General features: G+C 60.5%; 18 protein-coding genes and 1 tRNA gene. 12 read left to right on the top strand and 7 right to left on the bottom strand.

The window, feature by feature from the left end; genetic code table 11:
- Positions 1-64 precede the first annotated feature (64 nt).
- The 11 genes from DK870_RS12060 to pqqE all read left to right on the top strand — a co-directional run bounded on the left by DK870_RS12060 (position 65) and on the right by pqqE (position 12,985).
- Positions 65-3,805, top strand: a complete 3,741-nt coding sequence (locus DK870_RS12060) for a bifunctional diguanylate cyclase/phosphodiesterase (protein WP_161548720.1) — start codon at positions 65-67, stop codon at positions 3,803-3,805.
- A 15-nt stretch (positions 3,806-3,820) separates the two neighbouring features.
- Positions 3,821-3,897, top strand: a tRNA-Ile gene (locus DK870_RS12055).
- A gap of 86 nt (positions 3,898-3,983) precedes the next feature.
- Positions 3,984-4,430 carry an Lrp/AsnC family transcriptional regulator gene (locus tag DK870_RS12050; protein ID WP_161548719.1) on the top strand — a complete coding sequence of 149 codons (447 nt, stop codon included), beginning with the start codon at positions 3,984-3,986 and terminating at the stop codon, positions 4,428-4,430.
- A 146-nt stretch (positions 4,431-4,576) separates the two neighbouring features.
- A complete protein-coding gene (locus tag DK870_RS12045; RefSeq protein ID WP_161548718.1) occupies positions 4,577-6,283 on the top strand; it encodes an NAD(P)/FAD-dependent oxidoreductase in 1,707 nt (568 codons plus the stop codon).
- Positions 6,284-6,293: 10 nt separating this feature from the next.
- The gene (locus tag DK870_RS12040; RefSeq protein WP_060757263.1) at positions 6,294-7,088 is read left to right on the top strand and encodes a carbon-nitrogen hydrolase family protein; all 795 of its coding nucleotides are present in this window, start codon (positions 6,294-6,296) and stop codon (positions 7,086-7,088) included.
- Positions 7,089-7,147: 59 nt separating this feature from the next.
- The gene (pqqF, locus tag DK870_RS12035) at positions 7,148-9,517 is read left to right on the top strand and encodes a pyrroloquinoline quinone biosynthesis protein PqqF (RefSeq protein WP_161548735.1); all 2,370 of its coding nucleotides are present in this window, start codon (positions 7,148-7,150) and stop codon (positions 9,515-9,517) included.
- 158 nt (positions 9,518-9,675) lie between these two features.
- Entirely contained in the window at positions 9,676-9,750 is a 75-nt protein-coding gene (gene pqqA, locus DK870_RS12030; protein WP_003194766.1) for a pyrroloquinoline quinone precursor peptide PqqA, read from the top strand.
- Positions 9,751-9,821: 71 nt separating this feature from the next.
- Positions 9,822-10,733 (top strand): pyrroloquinoline quinone biosynthesis protein PqqB, encoded by a 912-nt coding sequence (gene pqqB, locus DK870_RS12025; protein WP_060757261.1) that lies wholly within the window; start codon positions 9,822-9,824, stop codon positions 10,731-10,733.
- A gap of 104 nt (positions 10,734-10,837) precedes the next feature.
- Positions 10,838-11,590, top strand: coding sequence for a pyrroloquinoline-quinone synthase PqqC (gene pqqC / locus DK870_RS12020; RefSeq protein ID WP_060757260.1), 753 nt, complete (start codon positions 10,838-10,840; stop codon positions 11,588-11,590).
- The gene (gene pqqD / locus DK870_RS12015; protein ID WP_161548717.1) at positions 11,587-11,862 is read left to right on the top strand and encodes a pyrroloquinoline quinone biosynthesis peptide chaperone PqqD; all 276 of its coding nucleotides are present in this window, start codon (positions 11,587-11,589) and stop codon (positions 11,860-11,862) included. The genes pqqC and pqqD overlap by 4 nt, the downstream gene beginning before the upstream one ends.
- Positions 11,855-12,985 carry a pyrroloquinoline quinone biosynthesis protein PqqE gene (gene pqqE, locus DK870_RS12010; protein ID WP_060757258.1) on the top strand — a complete coding sequence of 377 codons (1,131 nt, stop codon included), beginning with the start codon at positions 11,855-11,857 and terminating at the stop codon, positions 12,983-12,985. Before pqqD ends, pqqE begins: the two co-directional genes overlap by 8 nt.
- A 5-nt stretch (positions 12,986-12,990) precedes the next feature.
- Here the strand turns inward: pqqE and DK870_RS12005 are convergent, their stop codons facing one another.
- From DK870_RS12005 to DK870_RS11995, 3 genes are all read right to left on the bottom strand, one after another.
- Positions 12,991-13,149: a YqaE/Pmp3 family membrane protein gene (locus DK870_RS12005; protein WP_003228885.1), complete on the bottom strand. Its 159-nt coding sequence runs from the start codon at positions 13,147-13,149 to the stop codon at positions 12,991-12,993.
- A gap of 95 nt (positions 13,150-13,244) precedes the next feature.
- The gene (locus DK870_RS12000; protein WP_060757257.1) at positions 13,245-13,565 is read right to left on the bottom strand and encodes a DNA-binding transcriptional regulator; all 321 of its coding nucleotides are present in this window, start codon (positions 13,563-13,565) and stop codon (positions 13,245-13,247) included.
- A 289-nt stretch (positions 13,566-13,854) separates the two neighbouring features.
- Entirely contained in the window at positions 13,855-15,117 is a 1,263-nt protein-coding gene (locus DK870_RS11995) for an aminotransferase class III-fold pyridoxal phosphate-dependent enzyme (protein ID WP_161548715.1), read from the bottom strand.
- 209 nt (positions 15,118-15,326) lie between these two features.
- Here DK870_RS11995 and DK870_RS11990 point away from each other — a divergent pair, with 209 nt between their 5' ends.
- On the top strand, positions 15,327-16,226 hold the full coding sequence (locus tag DK870_RS11990; protein ID WP_090368407.1) for a LysR family transcriptional regulator: 900 nt from the start codon (positions 15,327-15,329) through the stop codon (positions 16,224-16,226).
- Positions 16,227-16,452: 226 nt separating this feature from the next.
- On the opposite strand, the gene DK870_RS11985 is transcribed toward DK870_RS11990, so the two are convergent.
- The 4 genes from DK870_RS11985 to DK870_RS11970 all read right to left on the bottom strand — a co-directional run bounded on the left by DK870_RS11985 (position 16,453) and on the right by DK870_RS11970 (position 23,516).
- Positions 16,453-18,231 (bottom strand): acyl-CoA dehydrogenase C-terminal domain-containing protein, encoded by a 1,779-nt coding sequence (locus tag DK870_RS11985; RefSeq protein WP_161548714.1) that lies wholly within the window; start codon positions 18,229-18,231, stop codon positions 16,453-16,455.
- A gap of 120 nt (positions 18,232-18,351) precedes the next feature.
- Entirely contained in the window at positions 18,352-20,124 is a 1,773-nt protein-coding gene (locus DK870_RS11980; RefSeq protein ID WP_161548713.1) for an acyl-CoA dehydrogenase C-terminal domain-containing protein, read from the bottom strand.
- A gap of 90 nt (positions 20,125-20,214) precedes the next feature.
- The gene (locus DK870_RS11975; protein WP_090368401.1) at positions 20,215-21,504 is read right to left on the bottom strand and encodes a diguanylate cyclase; all 1,290 of its coding nucleotides are present in this window, start codon (positions 21,502-21,504) and stop codon (positions 20,215-20,217) included.
- Positions 21,505-21,710: 206 nt separating this feature from the next.
- Positions 21,711-23,516 carry a phenylacyl-CoA dehydrogenase gene (locus DK870_RS11970; protein ID WP_104994856.1) on the bottom strand — a complete coding sequence of 602 codons (1,806 nt, stop codon included), beginning with the start codon at positions 23,514-23,516 and terminating at the stop codon, positions 21,711-21,713.
- Between the last annotated feature and the right edge of the window lie 35 nt (positions 23,517-23,551).

The raw sequence follows: 23,551 nt of genomic DNA, 5'->3' as shown, positions 1-23,551 counted from the left end.
CTCCTCCCTCCCCCGCAATGCCCGTCTACACTCGAAACATTCCCCGTGCCATAACGAGACCGTTATGCCCAGACTGCCGACTGTGTTACTGCTGTCGCTGCTGACCTGGACCGCAACGGCTGGCGCGTTGACTCTTTCTGATGATGAGCGTAGCTGGCTGGCGGACCATCAGGAGCTGCGCCTTGGGGTGGATGCCTCTTGGCCCCCCTTCGAATATCGCGACGAAAACGGTCGCTACCAGGGACTGGCTGCCGACTATGTGCGCCTGATCCAGGACCGCCTGGGCGTGCGGATCAATCTGATTGAGCCGGCGAACTGGACCGCCGTGCTTGAACAGGCCAAACACAACCAGCTCGACCTGCTGCCCGGCATCATGTCCACCCCGGAGCGGCAAAGCTACATGGCCTTTACGCGCCCCTATCTGGATTTCCCCATCGTCATCCTCGCCCATGTAGGGGGTGCCAAACCACGCGACCTCAAGGGTCTGTACGGGCTGAAGATTGCCGTGGTGGAAAACTATGCGCCCCACGAACTGCTGCGTACCCACCACCCCGACCTCAACCTGGTGGCGATGCCCAACGTCAGCTCGACACTGCAGGCCCTGGCCACCGACGAAGTGGATGCCGTGGTCGGCGATCTGGCTTCCAGCGTCTGGAGCCTGCGCCAGCTCAAGCTTGATGGCTTGTACGTCAGCGGCGAAACGCCCTACCGCTATCAACTGGCGATGGGCGTACCACGGGATGAAAAAATACTGGTGGGCATACTCGACAAGGTGCTCGCCGACTTGAGCCCCGATGAAACCGACGCGATCCAGCAACATTGGGTAGGCAGCGTCGCCGATCACCGGACTTTCTGGGTCGACTTGCTGACGTACGGCCTACCCGCCGTGCTGCTGCTGAGCACAGTCCTGGCCATCGTGATTCGGATCAATCGTCGGCTCAGTTCGGAAATTTCCCGGCGAGTCGCCCTTGAACAGGAACTACGCAGCAGCGAATACCACTATCGTGGCCTGGTGGAGAGCCTGTCCGCCATTGCCTGGGAAGCCAGCATCACCGACTTCACCTACAGCTACGTATCGCCCCATGCCGAAGACCTGCTGGGTTACCCCCGCGCCCACTGGCTGATCCCCGGCTTCTGGCGCAACATCATCCACCCCGCCGACCTGACACGCGCCGAAGCCTATTGCTACCGCGAAACCCGTGCCAACCGCGACCATAGCGTGGATTATCGCGTGATCACCGCCGACGGCCGCTGCCTGTGGGTGCGTGACATTGTCAGCCTGATCGAACACGGCCATGAGCCGGTACTGCGCGGCCTGATGATCGACATCAGCGAAGCCAAGCGCACCGAAGAAGCGCTGCAGCTGTCTGAGCAGAAGTTTGCCTCTGTGTTCCAGCAATGCCCGGACATCCTGGTGATCGCACGGATGTCCGATGGCTGCCTGCTGGAGGTCAACAAGGCGTTCGAGGACCAAATTGGCCTGACGGCCGAAGAGGTCGTGGGCAAAACCGCCACCGAACTGAATATCTGGGGCGTCCAAGGCGTCGGTCCCGACCTGTTGCAAAGGGCGCAGAACACCAGCATCCGCAACTTGGAGATGACCTTCCTGCGCAGCAATGGCCAGGCGTTTACCGGGCTGATCTCGGCTGAACCCTTCCAACTCGACACCACCGCAGCCCTGGTGGTGGTGGTGCGTGACATCAGCCAACTCAAAGAAACTCAACAACAGCTGCAAACCTCTGAAGAGAAATTCGCCAAGGCATTCCATGCCTCTCCAGATGGCTTGCTGTTGAGCCGCCAGCGCGATGGTGTGTTGATTGAAGTGAACGAGGGCTTCAGCCGGTTGACCGGCTTCACCAGCGCGACGCTTGACCAGTCCTCCCTGGACCTGGGCATCTGGGTCGACCTCAACGAACGCAAGCACATGCTGGAGCTCATGCAGCGTGACGGGTTTGTGCGCGACTTTATCTGCCACATCCGCCGCGCCGACGGTTTGATTCGCCTATGTGAATTATCCAGCCGGCCCCTGCCCATCGGCGGTGAAGACTGCATGCTGACTATCGCCCGCGACATCACTGAGCGCCAGTTGATGCAGGAAAAACTGCAACAGGCTGCCACCGTGTTCGAAAGCACCGCCGAAGGGGTATTGATCACCGACACCCGACAGAACATCAGCGCCGTGAACCGTGCTTTCAGCGAAATTACCGGCTACAGCGAAGCCGAAGCCCTGGGCCAGACTCCGCGCCTGCTCGCCTCCGGCCTGCACGACAGCGCGTTCTACGCGGCGATGTGGCATCAGTTGACCGCGTATGGGCATTGGCAGGGCGAGATTTCCAACCGCCGTAAGAATGGCGAGCTGTACCCCAGTTGGCTGACCATCAGTGCCGTGCGCAACCGCGAGCAACTGATCACGCATTTCGTCGCGGTGTTTGCTGACATTTCCAGCCTCAAGCACGCCCAGGCCCGCCTCGACTACCAGGCGCACCACGACCCGCTGACCGGCCTGCCCAACCGCACATTGTTTGAAAACCGCCTGCAGGCGGCGCTCAATACCCAACAGGAAATCGGCAACCAGGGCGCGGTACTTTTCCTCGACCTGGACCGTTTCAAGCACATCAATGACAGCCTCGGTCACCCCATCGGCGACCTGCTGCTCAAGGACATCGCCGTACGCCTCAAGGAACAACTGCGCGATATCGACACCGTCGCCCGACTAGGCGGTGACGAATTCATCATCCTGCTGCCCGGCCTGCAACAAGCCAGCGATGCCGAGCATCTGGCCAATAAGCTGCTGGCCTGCTTTACCCCACCGTTCCAGGCCGGTGAGCACGAGTTCTTTATTACCGCCAGTATCGGCACCAGCCTGTACCCCCAGGACGGCACCGATGTCGCCACCTTGGTCAAGAACGCCGACGCTGCGATGTACCGCTCCAAAGCCAAGGGGCGCAACCGGGTCGAAAGCTATACCCGCGACCTGACTGCCCAAGCCAACGAGCGTGTGGCGCTGGAACACGAATTGCGCCGCGCCATGGAGCGCGACGAACTGAGCCTGTACTACCAACCAAAACTCAGCCTTTCGACACAAGAAGTGATCGGCGCCGAAGCCCTGATTCGCTGGCACCACCCGATCTTTGGCGATGTCCCGCCTGAACACTTCATCGCCCTGGCCGAAGAGAACGGCATGATCCTGCAGATCGGCGATTGGGTCCTGGAACAAGCCTGCCGCCAGATGCATCTGTGGAAAGAAGCCTTCGAAGACTTCGGCCCACTCTCGGTCAACCTTGCCGGCGCACAGTTGCGCCATCCCAACCTGCTGGGGCGCATTGAACAGCTGCTACGCGACTACCGCCTGGAGCCGGGGCGCCTGCAATTGGAGATCACCGAGAACTTCATCATGAGCCAGGCCGAAGAAGCGCTGGAGGTGCTGCATCAACTCAAGCGCCTGGGCGTACAGTTGGCCATTGATGACTTCGGCACCGGCTACTCGTCCCTCAGCTACCTCAAGCGCCTGCCGCTGGACTTCCTGAAGATCGACCAGTCCTTCGTGCGCGGCCTGCCCGATGACCCTCACGATGCCGCCATCGTGCGCGCGATCATTGCCCTGGGCCACAGCATGCAATTCACCATCATCGCCGAAGGCGTGGAGAACCCCGCGCAGCAAGCCTTCCTGGCCGCCGAGGGCTGTGAGCAAATGCAAGGCTACATCGTCAGCCTGCCCCTGCCGCCCGAGCTTTTTGCCGCAAGCCACCTTCACCTGCGTGTTTCAGAGTTTTCGGATGGCACAGCGGAGAATCCGTCGTTATAATCCGCGACCTGTTAAGGGCCTATAGCTCAGTTGGTCAGAGCAGAGGACTCATAATCCTTTGGTCCACGGTTCAAGTCCGTGTGGGCCCACCAACTCCAAAGCCGCGCATTGCGCGGCTTTTGTGTGTCTGGAAGTCTGTAACATGTAGCCCACTGCCCTCAGCACTGGAGTGCCCACTTTGCCCGTCCTCGATGAAATCGACCGTCAACTGATCGCCGCCCTGCAGATCAACGCTCGTGAAAGCGTGGCGATGCTTGCGCGGCAGCTGGGTATCGCGCGCACCACTGTGACGTCGCGCCTGGCACGCCTGGAGAAGACCCAAGTGATTACCGGTTATGGCGTGCGCCTGGGCCAGCGGGTAGTGGACGGCGGTTTGCAGGCTTATGTGGGGATTACCGTGCAAGCGCGCTCGGGCAAGGATGTGTTACGCAAGCTAAGTGCCATGGCGCAGGTCCAGCAGTTGTGTGCAGTCAGCGGTGAGTTCGATTACGTGGCGTGGCTGCGCACCGATTCGCCGGAACAACTGGATCAATTGCTGGACCAGATCGGCAGCGTCGACGGTGTCGAGAAAACCACCACCTCCATCATCCTCAGCAGTAAATTGGACCGCGGCCAGCCAATCTGACCACTTGCTTCGTCACTTTGACTAAAAACAATTCAATCCGACGACACTTTGCGTCTTATTAACGAACACTGCGCTCCCTAAACTGGCTGCCATCTTTTCCTATACTCCACGGGACGTGCCCCGCCGAGTCGCCAGCCAGGTGTGCCATGAACGAAGCCAACCAAAAGACTTTCCAAAAGCCCAATCGCCACCCTGCAGACGGCAAAAAGCCCATCACCATCTTCGGCCCGGACTTCCCGTTTGCCTTTGACGACTGGATCGAACACCCCGCCGGGCTGGGCAGTATTCCCGCCGCCCAGCATGGGGCTGAAGTCGCCATTGTCGGCGCCGGGATCGCCGGGCTGGTGGCCGCTTACGAGCTGATGAAGCTGGGCCTGAAACCCGTGGTATACGAAGCCTCGAAGATGGGCGGCCGCCTGCGCTCGCAAGCATTTGAAGGCGCCGAGGGCATCATCGCCGAACTGGGCGGCATGCGTTTCCCGGTGTCCTCCACCGCGTTCTACCACTATGTGGACAAACTGGGCCTGGAAACCAAACCCTTCCCCAACCCGCTGACTCCGGCCTCCGGCAGCACCGTGATCGACCTCGAAGGCCAGACCCACTACGCGCAAAAACTCTCCGACCTGCCGGTGCTGTTCCAGGAAGTTGCCGACGCCTGGGCCGATGCCCTGGAAGCCGGCTCGCAGTTCGGTGATATCCAACAAGCTATCCGTGATCGCGACGTACCGCGTCTCAAGGAGCTGTGGAATAAGCTGGTGCCGCTGTGGGACGACCGCACTTTCTACGACTTCGTCGCCACCTCCAAGGCCTTCGCCAAGCTGTCGTTCCTGCATCGCGAAGTCTTCGGCCAGGTGGGCTTCGGCACCGGCGGCTGGGACTCGGACTTTCCCAACTCCATGCTGGAAATCTTCCGTGTGGTCATGACCAACTGCGACGATCACCAACACTTGGTGGTCGGGGGTGTGGCGCAGGTGCCCATGGGCATCTGGCGTCATGTACCGGAGCGCTGCGCCCACTGGCCGGCGGGTACCAGCCTCAGCTCGCTGCATCGGGGCGCGCCACGGGCCGGGGTGAAGCGTATTGCCCACGCCGCCGATGGCCGTTTCGCCGTCACGGATAACTACGGCGACACCCGCGAATACGCGGCGGTGCTGACCACCTGCCAGAGCTGGCTGTTGACCACCCAGATCGAGTGTGATGAAAGCCTGTTCTCGCAAAAAATGTGGATGGCCCTGGACCGCACCCGCTACATGCAATCGTCGAAAACCTTTGTCATGGTCGACCGCCCGTTCTGGAAAGACAAAGACCCGGAAACCGGCCGCGACCTGATGAGCATGACCCTGACCGACCGCCTGACCCGCGGCACTTACCTGTTCGATAATGGCGACGATAAACCGGGGGTCATCTGCCTGTCGTACTCCTGGATGAGCGACGCGCTGAAAATGCTCCCGCAGCCCATCGATAAGCGCGTAAAACTGGCCCTCGACGCCCTGAAGAAGATTTACCCGAAAGTCGACATCAAGGCGCGCATCATCGGCGACCCGATTACCGTGTCCTGGGAAGCCGACCCGCATTTCCTCGGGGCCTTCAAAGGCGCGTTGCCCGGCCACTATCGCTACAACCAGCGGATGTATGCGCACTTCATGCAGAAGGACATGCCCGCCGAACAACGTGGGATTTTTATCGCCGGCGACGATGTATCCTGGACCCCGGCCTGGGTGGAAGGCGCGGTTCAGACCTCACTGAACGCGGTGTGGGGCATCATGACTCACTTCGGCGGCCGCACTCATCCGGAAAACCCAGGCCCGGGCGATGTGTTCGATGAAATCGGGCCGATTGCTTTAGCTGATTAAGGAGTCAAGCATGCGTGTCGCCCTGTACCAATGCCCACCACGACCGCTGGATGTGGCCGCCAATCTCAAGCGGCTGCATCAAGTGGCGCACGAGGCCTCGGGCGCCGATGTGCTGGTGTTGCCGGAGATGTTTCTCAGCGGCTACAACATCGGCGCCGAAGCCGTTGGCGCACTGGCTGAAGCCCAGGACGGCGCGTCGGCACAGGCAATCGCCGCACTGGCCAAAAGCGCCGGGCTGGCGATTCTGTATGGCTACCCGGAACGGGCCGATGACGGGCAGATCTACAATGCCGTGCAGTTGATCGACGCCCACGGCCAGCGCCTGTGCAACTACCGCAAGACTCACCTGTTCGGTGATCTGGACCACTCGATGTTCAGTGCCGGGGAGGATGATTTCCCGGTAGTTGAGTTGAATGGCTGGAAGCTGGGGTTCCTGATCTGCTACGACCTGGAGTTTCCGGAAAACACTCGGCGCCTGGCCCTCGCCGGCGCCGAGCTGATCCTGGTGCCCACCGCCAATATGGTGCCATTCGACTTTGTCGCCGACGTCACCGTGCGGGCGCGGGCCTTCGAAAATCAATGCTATGTGGCTTACGCCAACTATTGCGGGCATGAAGACGAGATTCAATATTGCGGGCAAAGCAGCATTGCGGCGCCGAACGGTCAGCGAATCGCCCAGGCCGGGCTGGATGAAGCCTTGATTGTGGGCGAGCTGGATCGCCGCTCAATCCTGGAGGCCCGCGCCGCCAATCACTACTTGCAAGACCGTCGCCCGGAGCTCTACGGCGTGCTGAACAAACCCTGAGCCAGCCGGTTTGCCGGCGGTTTGTTAACATGGCCACACCCTACGTTTCGGAAGTGTCCATGCCTGCCCCGGCCCACCCTCATCATCGTCATCTGACCCTGGCCAATGGCCTGCAGGTTTCTCTACGCCATGCACCGCGCTTGAAGCGTTGCGCCGCAGCCTTGCGGGTGGCCGTCGGCAGCCATGATGTGCCTTTGGCGTGGCCGGGATTGGCGCATTTTCTGGAGCATTTGTTGTTTCTGGGCACCGAGCGTTTCCCCGCGAACGACGCCTTGATGGCGTACGTGCAGCGTCACGGCGGCCAGGTCAACGCCAGTACCCGGGAGCGCACCACCGACTTCTTTTTCGAGTTGCCGGTGTCGACCTTCGCCGAGGGGCTTGAGCGACTGGCCGAGATGCTCGCTCATCCACGCCTGGCAATTGAAGATCAACTGCGTGAACGCGAAGTGCTGCACGCGGAGTTCGTCGCCTGGTCGCAGGATGCCCAAGCGCAACGGCAGGTCGCACTACTCGAAGGTCTGGCCGATGATCATCCGCTGCGGGGTTTTCATGCCGGTAATCGCGACAGCCTGCCCGTGGAAAGTGAGCTGTTTCAGCAAGCGCTGAGGGCATTCCACACCGACTTCTATCAGAGTGGGCAGATGACCCTGAGCCTTGCCGGCCCCCAGCCGTGGGACGAACTCGAAGCGCTGGCGCGGCGGTTCAGCGAACAGCTGGCCGCCGGGGCTGGCCACCCACAGGCCGCTCCGCCGGCGCTGATGCGCGACCAGGCCACGAGTTATCAGCACACTGCCAATGGTCACCTGCACCACGTCATTGCCTGCGATGTACCACGCGAAGCCCTGGAGTTTCTCTGTACCTGGCTCAACAGCGCAGCGCCCGGCGGGTTGCTGGCTGAACTGAAAAATCGAAAGCTGGCCAGCACATTGCAGGCCTCGGTGCTTTATCAGTTCGCTGGGCAAGCACTGCTGGATATCAACTTTGCTCTCGACACCCACGCTGATTCGGCGGCGCTGATCGAGATGTTGTTGCACGACTGGCTGAGCTTTTTCGCCCACAGTGACTGGACGTCACTGCGCGAAGAATTCGCCCTGCTGGCGGCGCGTCAACTTCAGGTCCAAGGCGCCCTGGCGTTGGCGCGGCACGAAAGCCAAGCGCTGTCGGAGCACAGCGTCAGTGCCTTGAAGGCCCTGCTTGATTCACTTCAGCTGAAGCCCGCCCAGCACACTTGGCAGTTGCCACCCGGCAACCCCTTCCTGCGCCCGCCCGTCAAAGAAGAACGCGCCGGCCTGATTCGCGGCCAAACCAGCGCCCATCGCGGCCTGCGCACCTTTGCCCAGGATCGTTCCCGAGGCCGACGCGAAGCCTCCGCGCTGACGTTCAGCAAAGCCTTGGCTGATGACACCGAGGAAGGTGCGCTCTATCTGCATTGGCAGTTTGATTCAAGCGTACCTGCCGGGCTGGAAAGCGCATTGCAGCCGTTGCGGGACAACGCCCATCAGGCGGGCGTCGAGTTATCGTTCGAAACCCTCGCCAATGACTGGTGGGTGAAAATGACCGGCCTCCACGAGCCGATGCCGGCCGTGCTCGAAGCCTTGGCGCATAACCTTAACCTGCCCGTGGCCCATGAGACGCCCTCCAACGCAGCGCCGCTGATTGCTATCCGAGCACTGCTCAAGGCGCTCCCGGCTTGCTGTGCCGGTGCTCGCAGCGAACCTCGCGTGACGCCGGCAGCGTGGAACACCGCCCGCTGGCAAGGGTTGGGCCTGGGGTTGCCTGCCGCATGCGAAGCCGCGATCAAAACCGCTGCCGCTCGTTTGCCTGGGCAGCCCGCGAGCATCGAGTACCAACACCCGCCCATCGGTGGTCAACGTCTCTGGCACGCGATGGCAACGGCGTCCGACGAAGCGGCATTACTGCTGTTTTGCCCGGCACCCACACAATCCCTGGAGGACGAGGCCGCGTGGCGCCTGCTCGGGCATCTGTTGCAGGGGCCCTTCTACCAACGCTTGCGCGTCGAGCTGCAAGTCGGTTACGCCGTATTCAGCGGCGTGCGACAGATCAACGGGCAAACCGGGCTGCTGTTTGGCGTGCAGTCCCCAAGCATTTCCCTCGCCGGCATCGTCGAACACCTGCAAACCTTTCTGACACAACTGCCGTCGTTGATCGAGGGCAGCGCCGACCTGGGGGGCCAGAACCTGGCCCGGCAGCTCACGGCACTTTCTGTCGCCCAAGCCGCCGAGCAGCTTTGGCACGCGCAGTTGGCCGGCCATTCGTCGGGATATCTGGAGCAGCTTGAACAACTCATCCGAACTCGCACGCGTGAAGATTTACTGCAGGCCGCCCGGCAACTCAACAATGCCTCGGGCGGCTGGCGCTGTGTCGCCAACGGCCCACGTATCAGCGATCACTGGCAAGCCGCAGGCTGATCATTGCCAGGCCTGCAAAAGGCTTTTTCTTTCGAGACAGCGCTAACTTGAGAAGAATTGCGTAATATTCATACGCAGTATCTGAACATCTCCGACAGGAGGTGGACTATATGTAGTAGTTGGTAGTGAACGTCCCATCCTTTGGTAGGAGTATGAATATGACCTGGTCCAAACCTGCTTACACTGATCTGCGCATCGGTTTCGAAGTCACCATGTACTTCGCCAGCCGTTAATCCGCTGGGTAATACAACGCCTCGGTTCGCCCGGGGCGTTTTTGTTTTGAGCTTTGCTTGATGGAGCGACCATGTTTGTCCAGATTCTAGGTTCCGCCGCCGGCGGTGGTTTCCCACAGTGGAACTGCAACTGCGTGAACTGCGCAGGTTTTCGTGATGGCAGTCTAAAGGCCCAGGCCCGCACCCAGTCGTCCATCGCGATCTCCGACGATGGCGTGAACTGGGTACTGTGCAATGCCTCGCCGGACATCCGGGCGCAACTGCAAGGCTTTGCCCCGATGCAACCCGGCCGTGCCCTGCGCGACACCGGCATCAGCGCGATCATCCTGATGGACAGCCAGATCGACCACACCACCGGCCTGCTGAGCCTGCGTGAAGGGTGCCCGCACCAGGTGTGGTGCACCGACATGGTCTTTGAGGACCTGAGCACCGGTTTCCCGTTGTTCACCATGCTCACCCATTGGAACGGCGGCCTGGTCAGGAACCGCATCGAGCTGGACACCGGCTTCACCATCCCGGCCTGCCCAAACCTGCGTTTTACCCCGTTGCCACTGCGCAGCGCTGCGCCGCCCTACTCGCCACACCGCTTCGATCCGCACCCAGGCGACAACATCGGCCTGATCGTCGAAGACCTGCGCACCGGCGGCAAACTGTTCTACGCCCCGGGGCTGGGCAAGGTCGACGCGCCGTTGCTGGAGATCATGGCCGGTAGCGATTGCCTGTTGGTGGATGGCACGATGTGGGATGACGATGAAATGCAACGCCGTGGCGTCGGCACTCGCACCGGCCGCGAGATGGGCCACCTGGCGCAGAACGGCCCCGGCGGCATGCTCGAAGTGCTTGCGCAGTTGCCTGAACAGCGCAAGGTACTTATCCACATCAACAACACCAACCCGATTCTCGATGAAGACTCCCCCGAGCGGGCCGAGTTGGTGCGGCGCAATGTCGAAGTGGCTTACGACGGCATGAGCATCGAACTGTAGGAGCTGGCTGCCCGCGAAAAATCCAAGGGCACCGCGCTCATTCAGAATGCCCCGTCATCGTTAACCACCTTCGCGAGCAAGCTCGCTCCTGCAGGAGACTTCTTATGACTGAAAGACCGATGAACACCGCAGAATTTGAAAAGGCCCTGCGGGCCAAGGGCGCCTTCTACCATATCCATCACCCGTACCATGTGGCGATGTATGAAGGCCGCGCCACCCGCGAGCAGATCCAGGGTTGGGTCGCCAACCGCTTTTACTATCAGGTAAATATCCCGCTGAAAGACGCGGCGATCCTGGCCAACTGCCCGGACCGTGAAATCCGCCGCGAGTGGATTCAACGCCTGCTTGACCACGACGGCGCACCCGGCGAAGACGGTGGGATCGAAGCCTGGTTGCGCCTGGGCCAGGCGGTCGGTCTCGACCCCGATCAACTACGCTCCCAGGAATTGGTGCTGCCCGGTGTGCGTTTTGCGGTGGATGCCTACGTCAACTTCGCCCGTCGCGCCAGCTGGCAAGAAGCCGCCAGCAGTTCGCTGACCGAGCTGTTCGCCCCGCAGATCCACCAGTCGCGCCTCGACAGTTGGCCGCAGCATTACCCGTGGATTGATCCAGCCGGCTACGAATATTTTCGCACGCGCCTGGGCCAGGCCCGTCGCGACGTGGAGCACGGGCTGGCGATCACCCTGCAGCACTACACGACTCGCGAAGGCCAGGAGCGCATGCTGGAAATACTCCAGTTCAAACTGGATATTTTGTGGAGCATGCTGGACGCCATGAGCATGGCCTATGAACTCAACCGCCCGCCCTATCACAGCGTGACCGAGCAACGGGTGTGGCATAAAGGGATCACCCTATGAGCTTTGATCGCAGCAAAAAACCGACCTGGCGCCAAGGCTATCGCTACCAGTACGAGCCTGCGCAAAAAGGCCATGTGTTGCTCTATCCTGAAGGCATGATCAAGCTCAACGACAGCGCCGCCTTGATCGGGGGGTTGATCGACGGTGAGCGCGACGTCGCGGCCATCATCGCCGAGCTGGAAAAACAATTTCCCTGTGTGCCTGAACTCGGTGAAGACATCGAGCAATTCATGGAGGTCGCCCGTGCTGAGCACTGGATCAACCTTGCCTGAAAAACCCGCTGTCGGCCTGCCGCTATGGTTGCTCGCCGAGCTGACTTACCGCTGCCCGTTGCAATGCCCGTATTGCTCCAACCCGCTGGATTTTGCCGAGCAGGGCAAGGAGCTGAGCACCGAGCAGTGGATCAAGGTGTTTCGCGAAGCGCGGGAAATGGGTGCGGCACAACTGGGGTTTTCCGGCGGTGAACCGCTGGTGCGCCAGGATCTCGCAGAGCTGATCGCCGAGGCACGCCAGTTGGGGTTCTACACCAACCTGATCACCTCCGGCATCGGCCTCACCGAACAGAAAATCAGCGACTTCAAAAAAGCCGGCCTGGACCATATCCAGATCAGCTTCCAAGCCAGCGATGAACAGGTGAACAACCTGCTGGCCGGCTCCAAAAAGGCCTTCGCGCAAAAACTGGAAATGGCCCGTGCGGTCAAGGCCCATGGCTATCCGATGGTGCTGAACTTTGTCACCCATCGGCACAATATCGACAAGATCGACCGTATCATCGAGCTGTGCATCGCGCTGGAAGCCGACTTCGTCGAACTCGCCACCTGCCAGTTCTATGGCTGGGCACAACTCAATCGCGTGGGGTTGCTGCCAACTAAAGAGCAGTTGGTGCGCGCCGAACGCATCACCAACGAGTACCGTGCCAAGCTTGAAGCCCAAGGGCACCCCTGCAAGCTGATCTTCGTGACCCCGGATTACTACGAGGAGCGCCCAAAAGCCTGCATGAACGGCTGGGGCAGTCTCTTTCTGACGGTGACACCGGACGGTACCGCCCTACCCTGCCACGGCGCCCGACAGATGCCGGTGCAATTTCCGAATGTGCGCGATCACAGCATGCAGCACATCTGGTACGACTCGTTCGGCTTCAACCGCTTTCGCGGCTACGACTGGATGCCCGAACCGTGCCGTTCGTGTGACGAAAAGGAAAAGGACTTCGGCGGCTGCCGCTGCCAGGCCTTTATGCTGACCGGGGATGCGAGCAATGCCGACCCGGTGTGCAGCAAGTCCGAGCAGCACGGCATCATCCTGCAGGCGCGGGAGGAGGCCGAACACGCTACTCAGACGATTGAGCAACTGGCCTTTCGCAACGAGCGCAACTCACGACTCATCGCCAAAGGCTGAAGGCCTCAGCGCTTGGCGATGATGTACACCGCATGCACGATGCCCGGGATGTAGCCGCACAGGGTCAGCAGGATATTCAGCCAGAACGCGCCACCGAACCCCACTTGCAGGAACACGCCCAGTGGCGGCAACAGGATGGCAATGATGATACGAATGAAATCCATAGGGTCAGCTCCAAGAAATCGGCTCGTGTGAGCCGTGTAGCTAATCGACCGTGGGGGTTTGCGAGGGTTCAGTGGGTTCTGGCATTGGGCCATCTTCAAGCCAGAATTTCCAACCCGTGCTTCTTTACGATGCTCAGCAACTTGAGCGCCATGCCGCTGGGCTGTTTCTCACCAGATTCCCATTTTTTGACCGTGGAGGCACTGGTGTTCAAGTAACGCGCGAAAACAGGTTGGCTCACATGGCTGCTTTCACGCAGCTGCTTGATCTGTTCGGCTGGAATTTGCGCCGGGACCGTTGCAAGGCACATCTCGTCGAACTCACGTAGAGTGGTTTTGCTGATTGCCCCTATCGAGTGCAGCGCCTGGGCCGATTTATGAACAGATTCCAGCGCTTCACTTTCATACTTTTTGATCATGATGTATCTCCACAAACTCCTTGAGGTCCAGTAGTTGCTGGACTTGTGCCGCGCTTAAAGCTTCCCACAAACATACCACTCAGTGGTATAGACTAGAAACGCGGGCACGCAAAAGCTCTCTGCCCCCTCGTCGGCAGTCCTTGCCGACGCTTGCCAAAAAGCCATTGTTTTCACTGATGCTCAATCAACAATTTCAGTCCAAAAATTTCGCAGACAAAAAAACGCCCCCAGCCAAAAGAATCAGGCTGGAGGCGCCGCGTAGGCCGCGAGACGGTTCAGGAATAAGGGATTAAACGGCGATGCCCTTGCGGCATTGCAGTTGTGCGGTACGCACGCGAGAAAAGGCGCGGGCCAGGCGCAGGAGCATTTCGTCGATGTTGCTTTTGCTCACGGTCAGCGCCGGAGTGAAGCGCAGGCAGTTGGGTTGCGGGGCATTGAGGATCAGACCTTCGTGCAGGGCGGCCTTTACGACGGCATCCGCAGAATCATCCGACAACGTCAGGCCCCACATCAGACCCTGGCCGCGTAATTGGCCGTGGTCGTAACGGTAGGCCAGGCGGGCGAGACCTTCGCCGAGGTAACAGCCAGACTCACGCACCTGCTCCAGGAAACCGTGCTCCAGCACCGTATCGAGAACCGCCAGACCGGCCGATGCCATCAGCGCATTACCATGATGCGTGCCCTCCAGCTCGCCGACCTCGAAGCAGCAGGCTTTGCCGCGCGCCAACAAGGCCGCCAGCGGCACGCCACCGCCCAAGCCCTTGCCGAGCATGATGATGTCGGCGCGTATACCGTACTGCTGTTCAGCAAGTAAGGCGCCACAGCGACCGATGCCCGTTTGCACTTCATCAAGAATCAGCAGGATGCCCAGCTCACGGCATAGGCGCTCAACCCCCTTGAGGTAGTGCTCGGTGGCGGGAATCACGCCGGCTTCGGCCTGGATAGGTTCCAGCATGATGGCGACAGTACCGGCATCCACGGCGGCGTGCAGGGCGGGTAGATCGTTGAACGACACATGGCTGAACCCAGGCAACTGCGGTTCGAAACGGTTGTCACAGCCGCCCGACGACGCCGACATGGCCGCGAAGCTGCGGCCATGGCAGCCGTTGCCGGCGGTGATGATGCGATAAGCACTACCCCGATGCAGTTGGCCCCATTTGCGCGCCAGCTTGATCGCCGCTTCGCAGGCTTGCGCGCCGCTGTTGAGCAGGTAGCCCTGGTCGCTGCCGGTGTGTTCGCACAGGCGCTCGACGAGGTTGAGTTGCAGGCGGTTGTACAGGCCATTACCCGGGTTGATCAGTGCTTGAGCCTGATCCGAGAGCGCCTTGATCAATACCTGCGGGCTGTGGCCGAGGCTGTTGGCGGCACCGCCCTGGCTGAAATCGAGGTAGGCGCGGTCATCACTGTCCCAGAGCCAGGAGCCCTGGCCGCGCACGAACACCTGTGGCGGGCGCGCAACGGTGGGCATCAGGCGCGCGCTGGAAAGGTCATTGCCGGCAGTGTCCAGAATCAGATCGTCCAGGCTCGGCGCGGGGCGACGGAACAGATTCACAGCTCACCTCCAATAGCAACCCGACCTTGATCGGTGCAGGGTGCCGACACTGCCTTGCGGTTTTTTGTCTTGCCTATGTAAACGCTATCAACATAAACGCTGTTCATTGCCCGATCCGGCCCTGTACGCCCTGTGAATAGGCGCTAGACTAGGCGTCTGCAGGGCCGACGGCCATTTCGATTTTCCAGCTTTTTCGATAAGTAAGTCTTATGGATTTCAAGCAACTGCGTTATTTCGTCGCGGTGTATGAGGAAGGCCACGTAGGCCGTGCCGCTGAACGCCTTTCGATCTCTCAACCGGCGTTGTCGCAACAGATCCGCCAGTTGGAACAGAACCTGGATGTGGGCCTGTTCGAGCGCAGCAGCAAGCGCCTGTTACCTACCCTGGCCGCTCATACGTTGTACAACCATGCCTTGCCGCTGATCGATGGCATGCAGCAAGCCGTTGAAGCCTTGGGCAACTTCAAGGGCCAGGCGATGCGTACCTTGGCCATCGGCGTGCTGCAGACGGTGCACACCAGCCTTGTTCCGCAAATGCTGGAGCGTGTGCGCAAGGCGCAGCCTCATTTGGTCGTGCAAATCTACGAACTGACGGGGCTTGAAATTGAACGGCGCCTGCTCAACGGTTCGTTGGACATTGGCATCAGCTATCTGCCGCCACGCCAGCCGGGGCTGCACGGCACGCTGCTGTATGAGGATGAATTGAAGGTGGTGATCCCCGAAGACCACCCCCTGCGCGAGTTCAAGAAAGTCTCGCTGAAACAGGCGGCCGAATTACCGATGTTGCTGTTGGGCGAAGAGTTTCAAGTGCGCCAGATCTGGCAAGGCCAACTGTCCAACCTCGGGCGGCGCCCGCAAGTGCAGGCAGAGCTCAACACCATGGTGGGCATTCTCGACAGCCTGCCCCACAGTAAATTGGCCACGGTGCTGCCAGGGCGCTCCCAGGACGAGCACAACAGCAAGGCCTTATTGTGGAAACCCTTGAGTGAACCCAGGGTGCCACTGAAAGTGGGCTTGGTGTGCCGTGATCTACAACGACAGCAGGCGACCGTGGCCTTGCTGCGCACGCTGCTGGAAGGCGTGATGAATGCCCCGCAGGCAAGCGCCTGACTTTTTCGCGGGCAAAAGAAAACCCCGCCGAAGCGGGGCTTTGCAGACTGTTTCCCTGACATCCATTTCACTCCGCCGTCCTGGCAGAATCCTACGTGTCCGTGTTGTTGCTTTGCGCTTCCTGCGCGACGTCCATGTGAAGTAGATTATCGGTGGATCCAATTTGGCGATAGAGGACGAATAGCAGCACGTCATGTAAGAGATTGCTTACACGCCCTCCAAGCCGTTAGAACTGTGCCTCATCCAGCAAATACAGCGATTCGCTGCCCGCTTTTACCGACGCGCTCAATGAGTGGATACGCGGCAACAGGCGTGCAAAGTAAAAGCGCGCCGTGCCCAGTTTGCTGGCGTAGAAATCTTCCTCAGCCTCTTTGCCCAGCGCTGCCTTGGCCATGCGTGCCCACATGTAGGCGTAGGCCATGTACCCAAACGCGTGCAGATATTCCACCGACGCCGCGCCGATCTCATTCGGGTTGGTCTTGGCGCGGTCCAGCACCCAGGCGGTCAATTCATCCAGGTTATCCACCGCTGCGCTGAGTGGGCGGGTGAACTCGGCCAGTTCGGCATTCGCCGTGGCGATGAACTGACGGACTTCGTCGGCGAACAGGCTGTAGAACTTGCCACCGCTGCCCACGATCTTGCGCCCCATCAGGTCCAGAGCCTGAATGCCATTGGTCCCTTCGTAGATCTGGGTGATGCGTACGTCGCGCACCAATTGTTCCTGGCCCCACTCGCGGATGTAGCCATGGCCGCCGAACACTTGCTGGCCGAGTACGGTAGTTTCCAGGCCCAAGTCGGTGAGAAACGCCTTGGCGACCGGGGTCAACAACGCCACCAGGTTATCGGCGCGTTCGCGAGCGGCGGCATCTTCGCTGAATTTGGCGATATCCAACTGCGTCGCCACATAGGTGGAGAACGCACGGCCACCTTCGTTCGCGGCCTTCATGGTCAGCAGCATGCGCCGCACGTCCGGGTGCACGATGATCGGGTCGGCGGCCTTGTCTTTGGCTTGGGCGCCAGTCGGTGCACGGCTTTGCAGGCGATCGCGGGCGTATTCGATCGCGTTCTGGTAGGAGCGCTCGCCGGACGCCAGGCCCTGGATACCCACGCCCAGACGCTCGTAGTTCATCATGGTGAACATCGCCGCCAAGCCACGGTTTGGCTCGCCGACCAGGTAGCCCACGGCTTCGTCGAAGTTCATCACGCAGGTCGCAGACGCCTGGATGCCCATCTTGTGTTCGATCGAGCCGCAAGTCACCGGGTTACGCGCGCCCAGGCTGCCGTCGGCATTGACCATGAACTTCGGCACCAGAAACAGCGAAATCCCCTTGGGCCCCGCCGGTGCATCCGGCAGCTTGGCCAGCACCAGGTGGATGATGTTTTCGGTGAGATCGTGCTCGCCACCGGTGATGAAGATCTTGGTGCCGCTGACCTTGTAGGAACCGTCCACCTGAGGCTCGGCCTTGGTGCGGATCATCCCCAGGTCCGTACCGGCATGGGCTTCGGTCAGGCACATGGAGCCGGCCCACTCGCCGGAATACATCTTCGGCAGGTAAGCGGCTTTCAGCTCTTCACTGGCATGGGTATTGATCGATACGCAGGCGCCGGAAGTCAGCATCGGATACAGGCCGAACGCCAGGCTCGACGAGTTGATCATTTCTTCGACTTGCGCCGACACGGCTTTGGGCATGCCCATGCCGCCGAAGACAGGGTCACCCCCGACACCCACCCAGCCGCCTTCGGCGTAGGTTTTATAGGCCTGTGGGAAACCCTCCGGCGTGCTGACCGCACTGTCCGCCCAGCGGCAGCCTTGCTCATCGCCACCCCGGCTGAGCGGCGCGATGGACTTGGCGGTCACCTTGCCGGCCTCTTCGAGAATGGCCTCAACGGTTTCGGCATCCACGGTGTCCGCCAATGCCGGCAATTGGGCCCAAGTATTGGCGACCTCAAACACTTCGTTGAGGACGAAGCGCATATCACGCAGCGGCGCTTTGTAATCAGCCATGGCAAACCTCGTGAGAACGTGAAAAGTGATTCGATAGGGATCGGTTTTATGAGCCCCGAGTGTACCCGAACAACTTTTAAGACACATAGGGTCCACTTGTGACTGATTGGTATTTTTAAGTCACTCCAATGCAAATGCTTGCGCAGACAGACTCATCAGGCACTCACTGCCGGCTTCCACGGCGGCGCGGTGGCCCGTTGTACGGGGCAGCAGGCGCTTGAAGTAGAAGTCGCAGGTGCCCAGCTTGGCCTTGGCGAACTCGATGTCGTCTTGCGCTTGCGCGGCAATGGCCATACGCAGCCACAGGTACGCCAGGATGATGTAGCCGCTGTACATCAGGTAATCCACGGCCGCAGCGCCCACTTCATCCGGGTTTTTCAGCGCCGCCATACCGACTTTCATCGTCAACTCGCCCCACTGCTGGTTCAACTGGTCGAGTTGCTCCACATGGGCCTTGAGCTGCGGATGTTCGGCATGCGCCGCGCAGAACTGATGCACGATCCGGGTAAAGCCACGCAATAACTTGCCCTGGCTGCCGAGCACCTTGCGCCCCAGCAAATCCAGCGCCTGGATGCCGTTGGTGCCTTCATAGATCGGTGCAATCCGCGCATCCCGCGCCAATTGCTCCATGCCCCACTCGCGGATGTAGCCATGGCCGCCGAACACCTGCATACCGTGGTTGGTCACCTCCAGCCCGGTCTCGGTCATGAAGGCTTTGCAGATCGGGGTAAGGAAGGCCAACAGGTCTTCAGCGGCCTGGCGCTGCTCGGCGTCGTGGCTCAGATGCGCGGTGTCGAGCAATTGCGCGGTGAAGTAGGTCAATGCGCGGTTGCCCTCGTTGAAGGCTTTCATGGTCAGCAGCATGCGCCGCACGTCGGGGTGCACGATGATCGGGTCGGCGGCTTTGTCCGGGGCCTTGGCGCCGGTCAGCGAGCGCATTTGCAGGCGGTCGTTGGCGTATTTGATCGCGCCCTGGAAACTCGCTTCACCGTTGCACAAGCCCTGCATGCCGGTGCCCAGCCGTGCGTGGTTCATCATGGTGAACATGCAGTTGAGGCCTTTGTTGGCCTCGCCAATCAGAAAGCCCCTGGCACCGTCGAAGTTCAACACACACGTGGCCGAGCCCTTGATCCCCATCTTGTGTTCGATGGAGCCGCAGTGCACCGCGTTACGCTCACCCGATTCCGCATGGAACTTGGGCACGATAAACAAGGAAATACCCTTAGTGCCCGCTGGCGCATCCGGCAGCTTGGCCAGTACCAGATGGATGATATTGGCGCTCATGTCGTGCTCGCCGGCCGAGATGAAGATCTTGCTGCCGGTGACCGCATAGCTGCCGTCCGCCTGCGGCACGGCGCGGGTCTTGATCAGGCCCAGGTCGGTGCCGCAGTGGGCTTCGGTGAGGCACATCGTGCCGGTCCACTCGCCGGCGGTGAGTTTGTTCAGGTAAGTGGCTTTCTGCTCGTCGGTGCCATGGGCGTGGATCGCCGTCATGGCACCATGGGTCAGGCCGGGGTACATGCCCCAGGACGTGTTGCTGGAGCCGATCATTTCGCTCAGCACCAGGCCCAAGGATGGCGGCAGGCCCTGGCCGCCGTAGGCCGGATCGGCCGCCACGCCGTGCCAGCCGCCGTCCACGTACTGGGCGAAGGCTTCCTTGAAGCCCTTGGGGGTGGTGACCACGCCATTGTCGAAATGGCAGCCTTCTTCATCACCGCTGCGGTTGAGCGGTGCGAGCACGTTTTCGCAGAATTTGGCGCCTTCTTCGAGGATCGCACTGACCATGTCCGGCGTGGCATCCGTAGCCCCCAGCGCCGCATAGTGGCCATGGAAATCAAACACGTTGTCGATCAGAAAGCGCATGTCGCGCAGGGGAGCTTTGTAGTCAGGCATGGCGATGTCTCCGGCAGCAGATACTTTCAACCTACTGCTGGCCAAGACTGCAAACAATCACTGTAGAACCGCTGAATACAGCGCCATCACTCAACCGGCAGCGCGCTCCATACGCACCGCGCCACGCCGGGTCTGCCCGGCCGCGACCACGCAATTACGCCCGGCCCCCTTGGCGGAGTACAGGGCTTCGTCGGCGGATTTGAGCACCTCTTCCGGCGTGCGCTGCTCGGCCTGGCGCTCGGCCACGCCGATGCTGACGGTCACCGACACACTGGACGCCCCGCTGCCTGTGCGACGCTGACGGCCCTGATGATCGTCATGGGGACGGTCCGGGTTGCGCAACTTGATGTCGTAGTTGGCAATGATCTCGCGGATCTCTTCCAGGTGCGGCATGCACTCATCCAGGGTCTTGCCGGCAAACACCACGGCAAATTCTTCACCGCCATAACGGTAGGCACGCCCGCCGCCATTGACCTTGGACAGCTTGCTGGCGACCAGCCGCAGGACCTGGTCGCCCACGTCGTGGCCATGGGTGTCGTTGAAGCGTTTGAAGTGGTCGACGTCGCTCATCGCCAACACATAGTTGCGCCCCAGTCGCTGCATGCGTTCGTTGAGCGCGCGCCGCCCGGGCAAGCCGGTCAGCTCATCGCGAAACGCCATTTGATAGGCCTCATGGGCCACACCGGCGGCAATCATCAACATCACCTGGCTGCACATGATGTTCAGGGTGAATGGCAGGATGAAGGTTTGCGGCAACATCCAGAACATTCCCAACAACCCGACCAACTGCGCGGCGTGCAACGGACGGGGCTGGTACCAGTACTGGGCGGCCAGGGTCAGGAAGCCGACCAGGAACATCGGGTAAGAGAGTTGGATCAGGCTCATCCAGCTGCCATGCAGCGCCGGCCAACGAATTTCCGCCAGCCAGTTCAGCAAGGCCTGCGGGAAACTCTGCTCCAGGGCCAGCGCAACGCTGCCCACGGCGATCAGCACCGCACACCGGGCAATGAAGTCGCGAAACAGGTGGGTCTTCTCCTGCCACAGCGCGTAGATACTGAACAACAGCGGCAACAGCAGGCAACACAGATGAAACACCACGGCGGCGTCTTCACGCACGCGGCCATTGTCGCGGTAAAAGTCCGTCTGGGTGTCCAGCAAGAAGTAGGTGATATACACCGTGATCATCAGGAACAGTTCACGCTGGCGCCGATACACCGCGCAATACGAACCACCGAGCAACAGCACCAAGGTCGGCAGCACGTTGAACAGCGAAGTGAAGAAGACATTGAGGTCTTTGACATACGCAGCCGAGAGCCCGGCCAGCAATAGCAGCAACGAGGGGAGAAAATGGCTGAAACGTACAGCGGACACGCGTGACAAGGGTAAAGCTCCGACCCGCCGATAAAGATGGCACAGTGCCTTCACTGCGCACAGTTAAGCACATTCAATGTGACCTGTATCACATTGCCATCACTGTAACGGCAGCCAACCCCAATCCCTGAGTGCTGCGCTGTGTTTTTTATCGCACCCAATAAAAAACCGCCACTCCCGAAGGAGCGGCGGTTTTCAGGAGAACCCGGTAAGGCTTAGTAAGCCAGGCCGAAGTCTTCTTCTTTCATGTCCATCAGGTTGTTGGCGCCCGACAGCATGGTTGCAACGTGAGTGCGGGTACGCGGCAGGATGCGCTGGAAGTAGAAGCGCGCAGTCTGCAGCTTGGCGGTGTAGAACGCCTCTTCGGTGGTGCCGGCAGCCAGTTTTTCGGCGGCCAGGCGCGCCATGTCGGCCCAGAAGTAAGCCAGGCACGCGTAACCGGAGTACATCAGGTAGTCCACCGAGGCGGCACCGACTTCTTCACGGTCTTTCATCGCGGCCATGCCGACCTTCATGGTCAACTCGCCCCACTCTTTGTTCAGTGCAGCCAGCGGTGCGACGAACTCTTTGACGGCTTCGTTGCCTTCGTTGGCCTGGCAGAACTTGTGCACGATCTTGGTGAAACCCTTGAGCGCTTCGCCTTGGGTCATCAGCACTTTACGGCCGAGCAGGTCCAGGGCCTGGATGCCGGTGGTGCCTTCGTACAGCATCGAGATGCGGCTGTCGCGAACGTTCTGCTCCATGCCCCACTCGGCGATAAAGCCGTGGCCACCGTAGATCTGCACGCCGTGGTTGGCCGCTTCAAAACCGACTTCGGTCATGAACGCCTTGGCGATTGGGGTCATGAAGGCCAGCAGGCCATCGGCCTGTTTCTTGGCTTCGTCGTCGGTGCCGTACTTGACGATATCCACTTGCTTGGCGGTGAAGTACACCATCGCACGGTTGCCCTCGGCGAAGGCTTTCATGGTCAGCAGCATGCGGCGCACGTCAGGGTGCACGATGATCGGGTCGGCCGCTTTGTCCGGCGCTTTCGGGCCGGTCAGGGAGCGCATTTGCAGGCGATCACGCGCATATTTCAGGCCGCCCTGGAAGCCGATTTCAGCATGGGCCAGGCCCTGCAGTGCGGTACCCAGGCGAGCGGTGTTCATGAAGGTGAACATGCAGTTCAGGCCTTTGTTCGCCGGGCCGATCAGGAAACCGGTGGCCGCGTCGAAGTTCATCACGCAGGTAGCGTTGCCATGGATGCCCATCTTGTGTTCCAGGGAACCACAGGTCACGGCGTTGCGCTCACCGATCGAGCCGTCTGCATTCGGCAGGAACTTAGGCACGATAAACAGCGAGATACCTTTGGTCCCGGCCGGTGCGTCCGGCAGGCGCGCCAGGACGATGTGGACGATGTTATCGGCCATATCGTGCTCACCGGCCGAGATGAAGATCTTGGTGCCGGAAACTTTGTAGGAACCATCAGCCTGAGGTTCGGCCTTGGTGCGCAGCATGCCCAGGTCGGTGCCGCAGTGCGGTTCGGTCAGGCACATGGTGCCGGTCCACTCGCCCGAAACCAGCTTGGTCAGGTAAGCCTCTTGCTGCTCAGGCGTGCCGTGTTCGGAGATGGTGTTCATTGCACCGTGGGACAGGCCAGGGTACATGCCCCACGACCAGTTGGCCTCACCGACCATTTCGCTCACAGCCAGGCCCAGGGACTCCGGCAGGCCTTGGCCACCGTGCTCCACATCGTGGGCCAGGCTTGGCCAGCCGCCCTCGACGAACTGTTTGTAGGCTTCCTTGAAACCAGTAGGGGTCTTAACGCCTGACTCGCTCCAGGTACACCCTTCGATGTCACCCACGCGGTTCAACGGTGCCAGCACTTGCTCACAGAACTTGGCGCCTTCTTCAAGAATGGCGTCAACCATGTCCGGGGTAGCGTCCTGGCAAGCCGGCAGGCTCTGATAGTGCGCTTCATAACCGAGCAGTTCGTCACGAACGAAGCGAATATCACGCAAGGGGGCCTTGTAGTCAGGCATAGCGATAAACCTCTGCTGATGTATCTGGGATGAAC

Origin of the sequence: Pseudomonas sp. Q1, from assembly GCF_009935975.1 — a bacterium.
Lineage (GTDB): Bacteria > Pseudomonadota > Gammaproteobacteria > Pseudomonadales > Pseudomonadaceae > Aquipseudomonas > Aquipseudomonas palleroniana.
The sequence above is the reverse complement of the archived record's forward strand: the minus strand, read 5'-3'. Positions and strand labels throughout refer to the sequence as shown.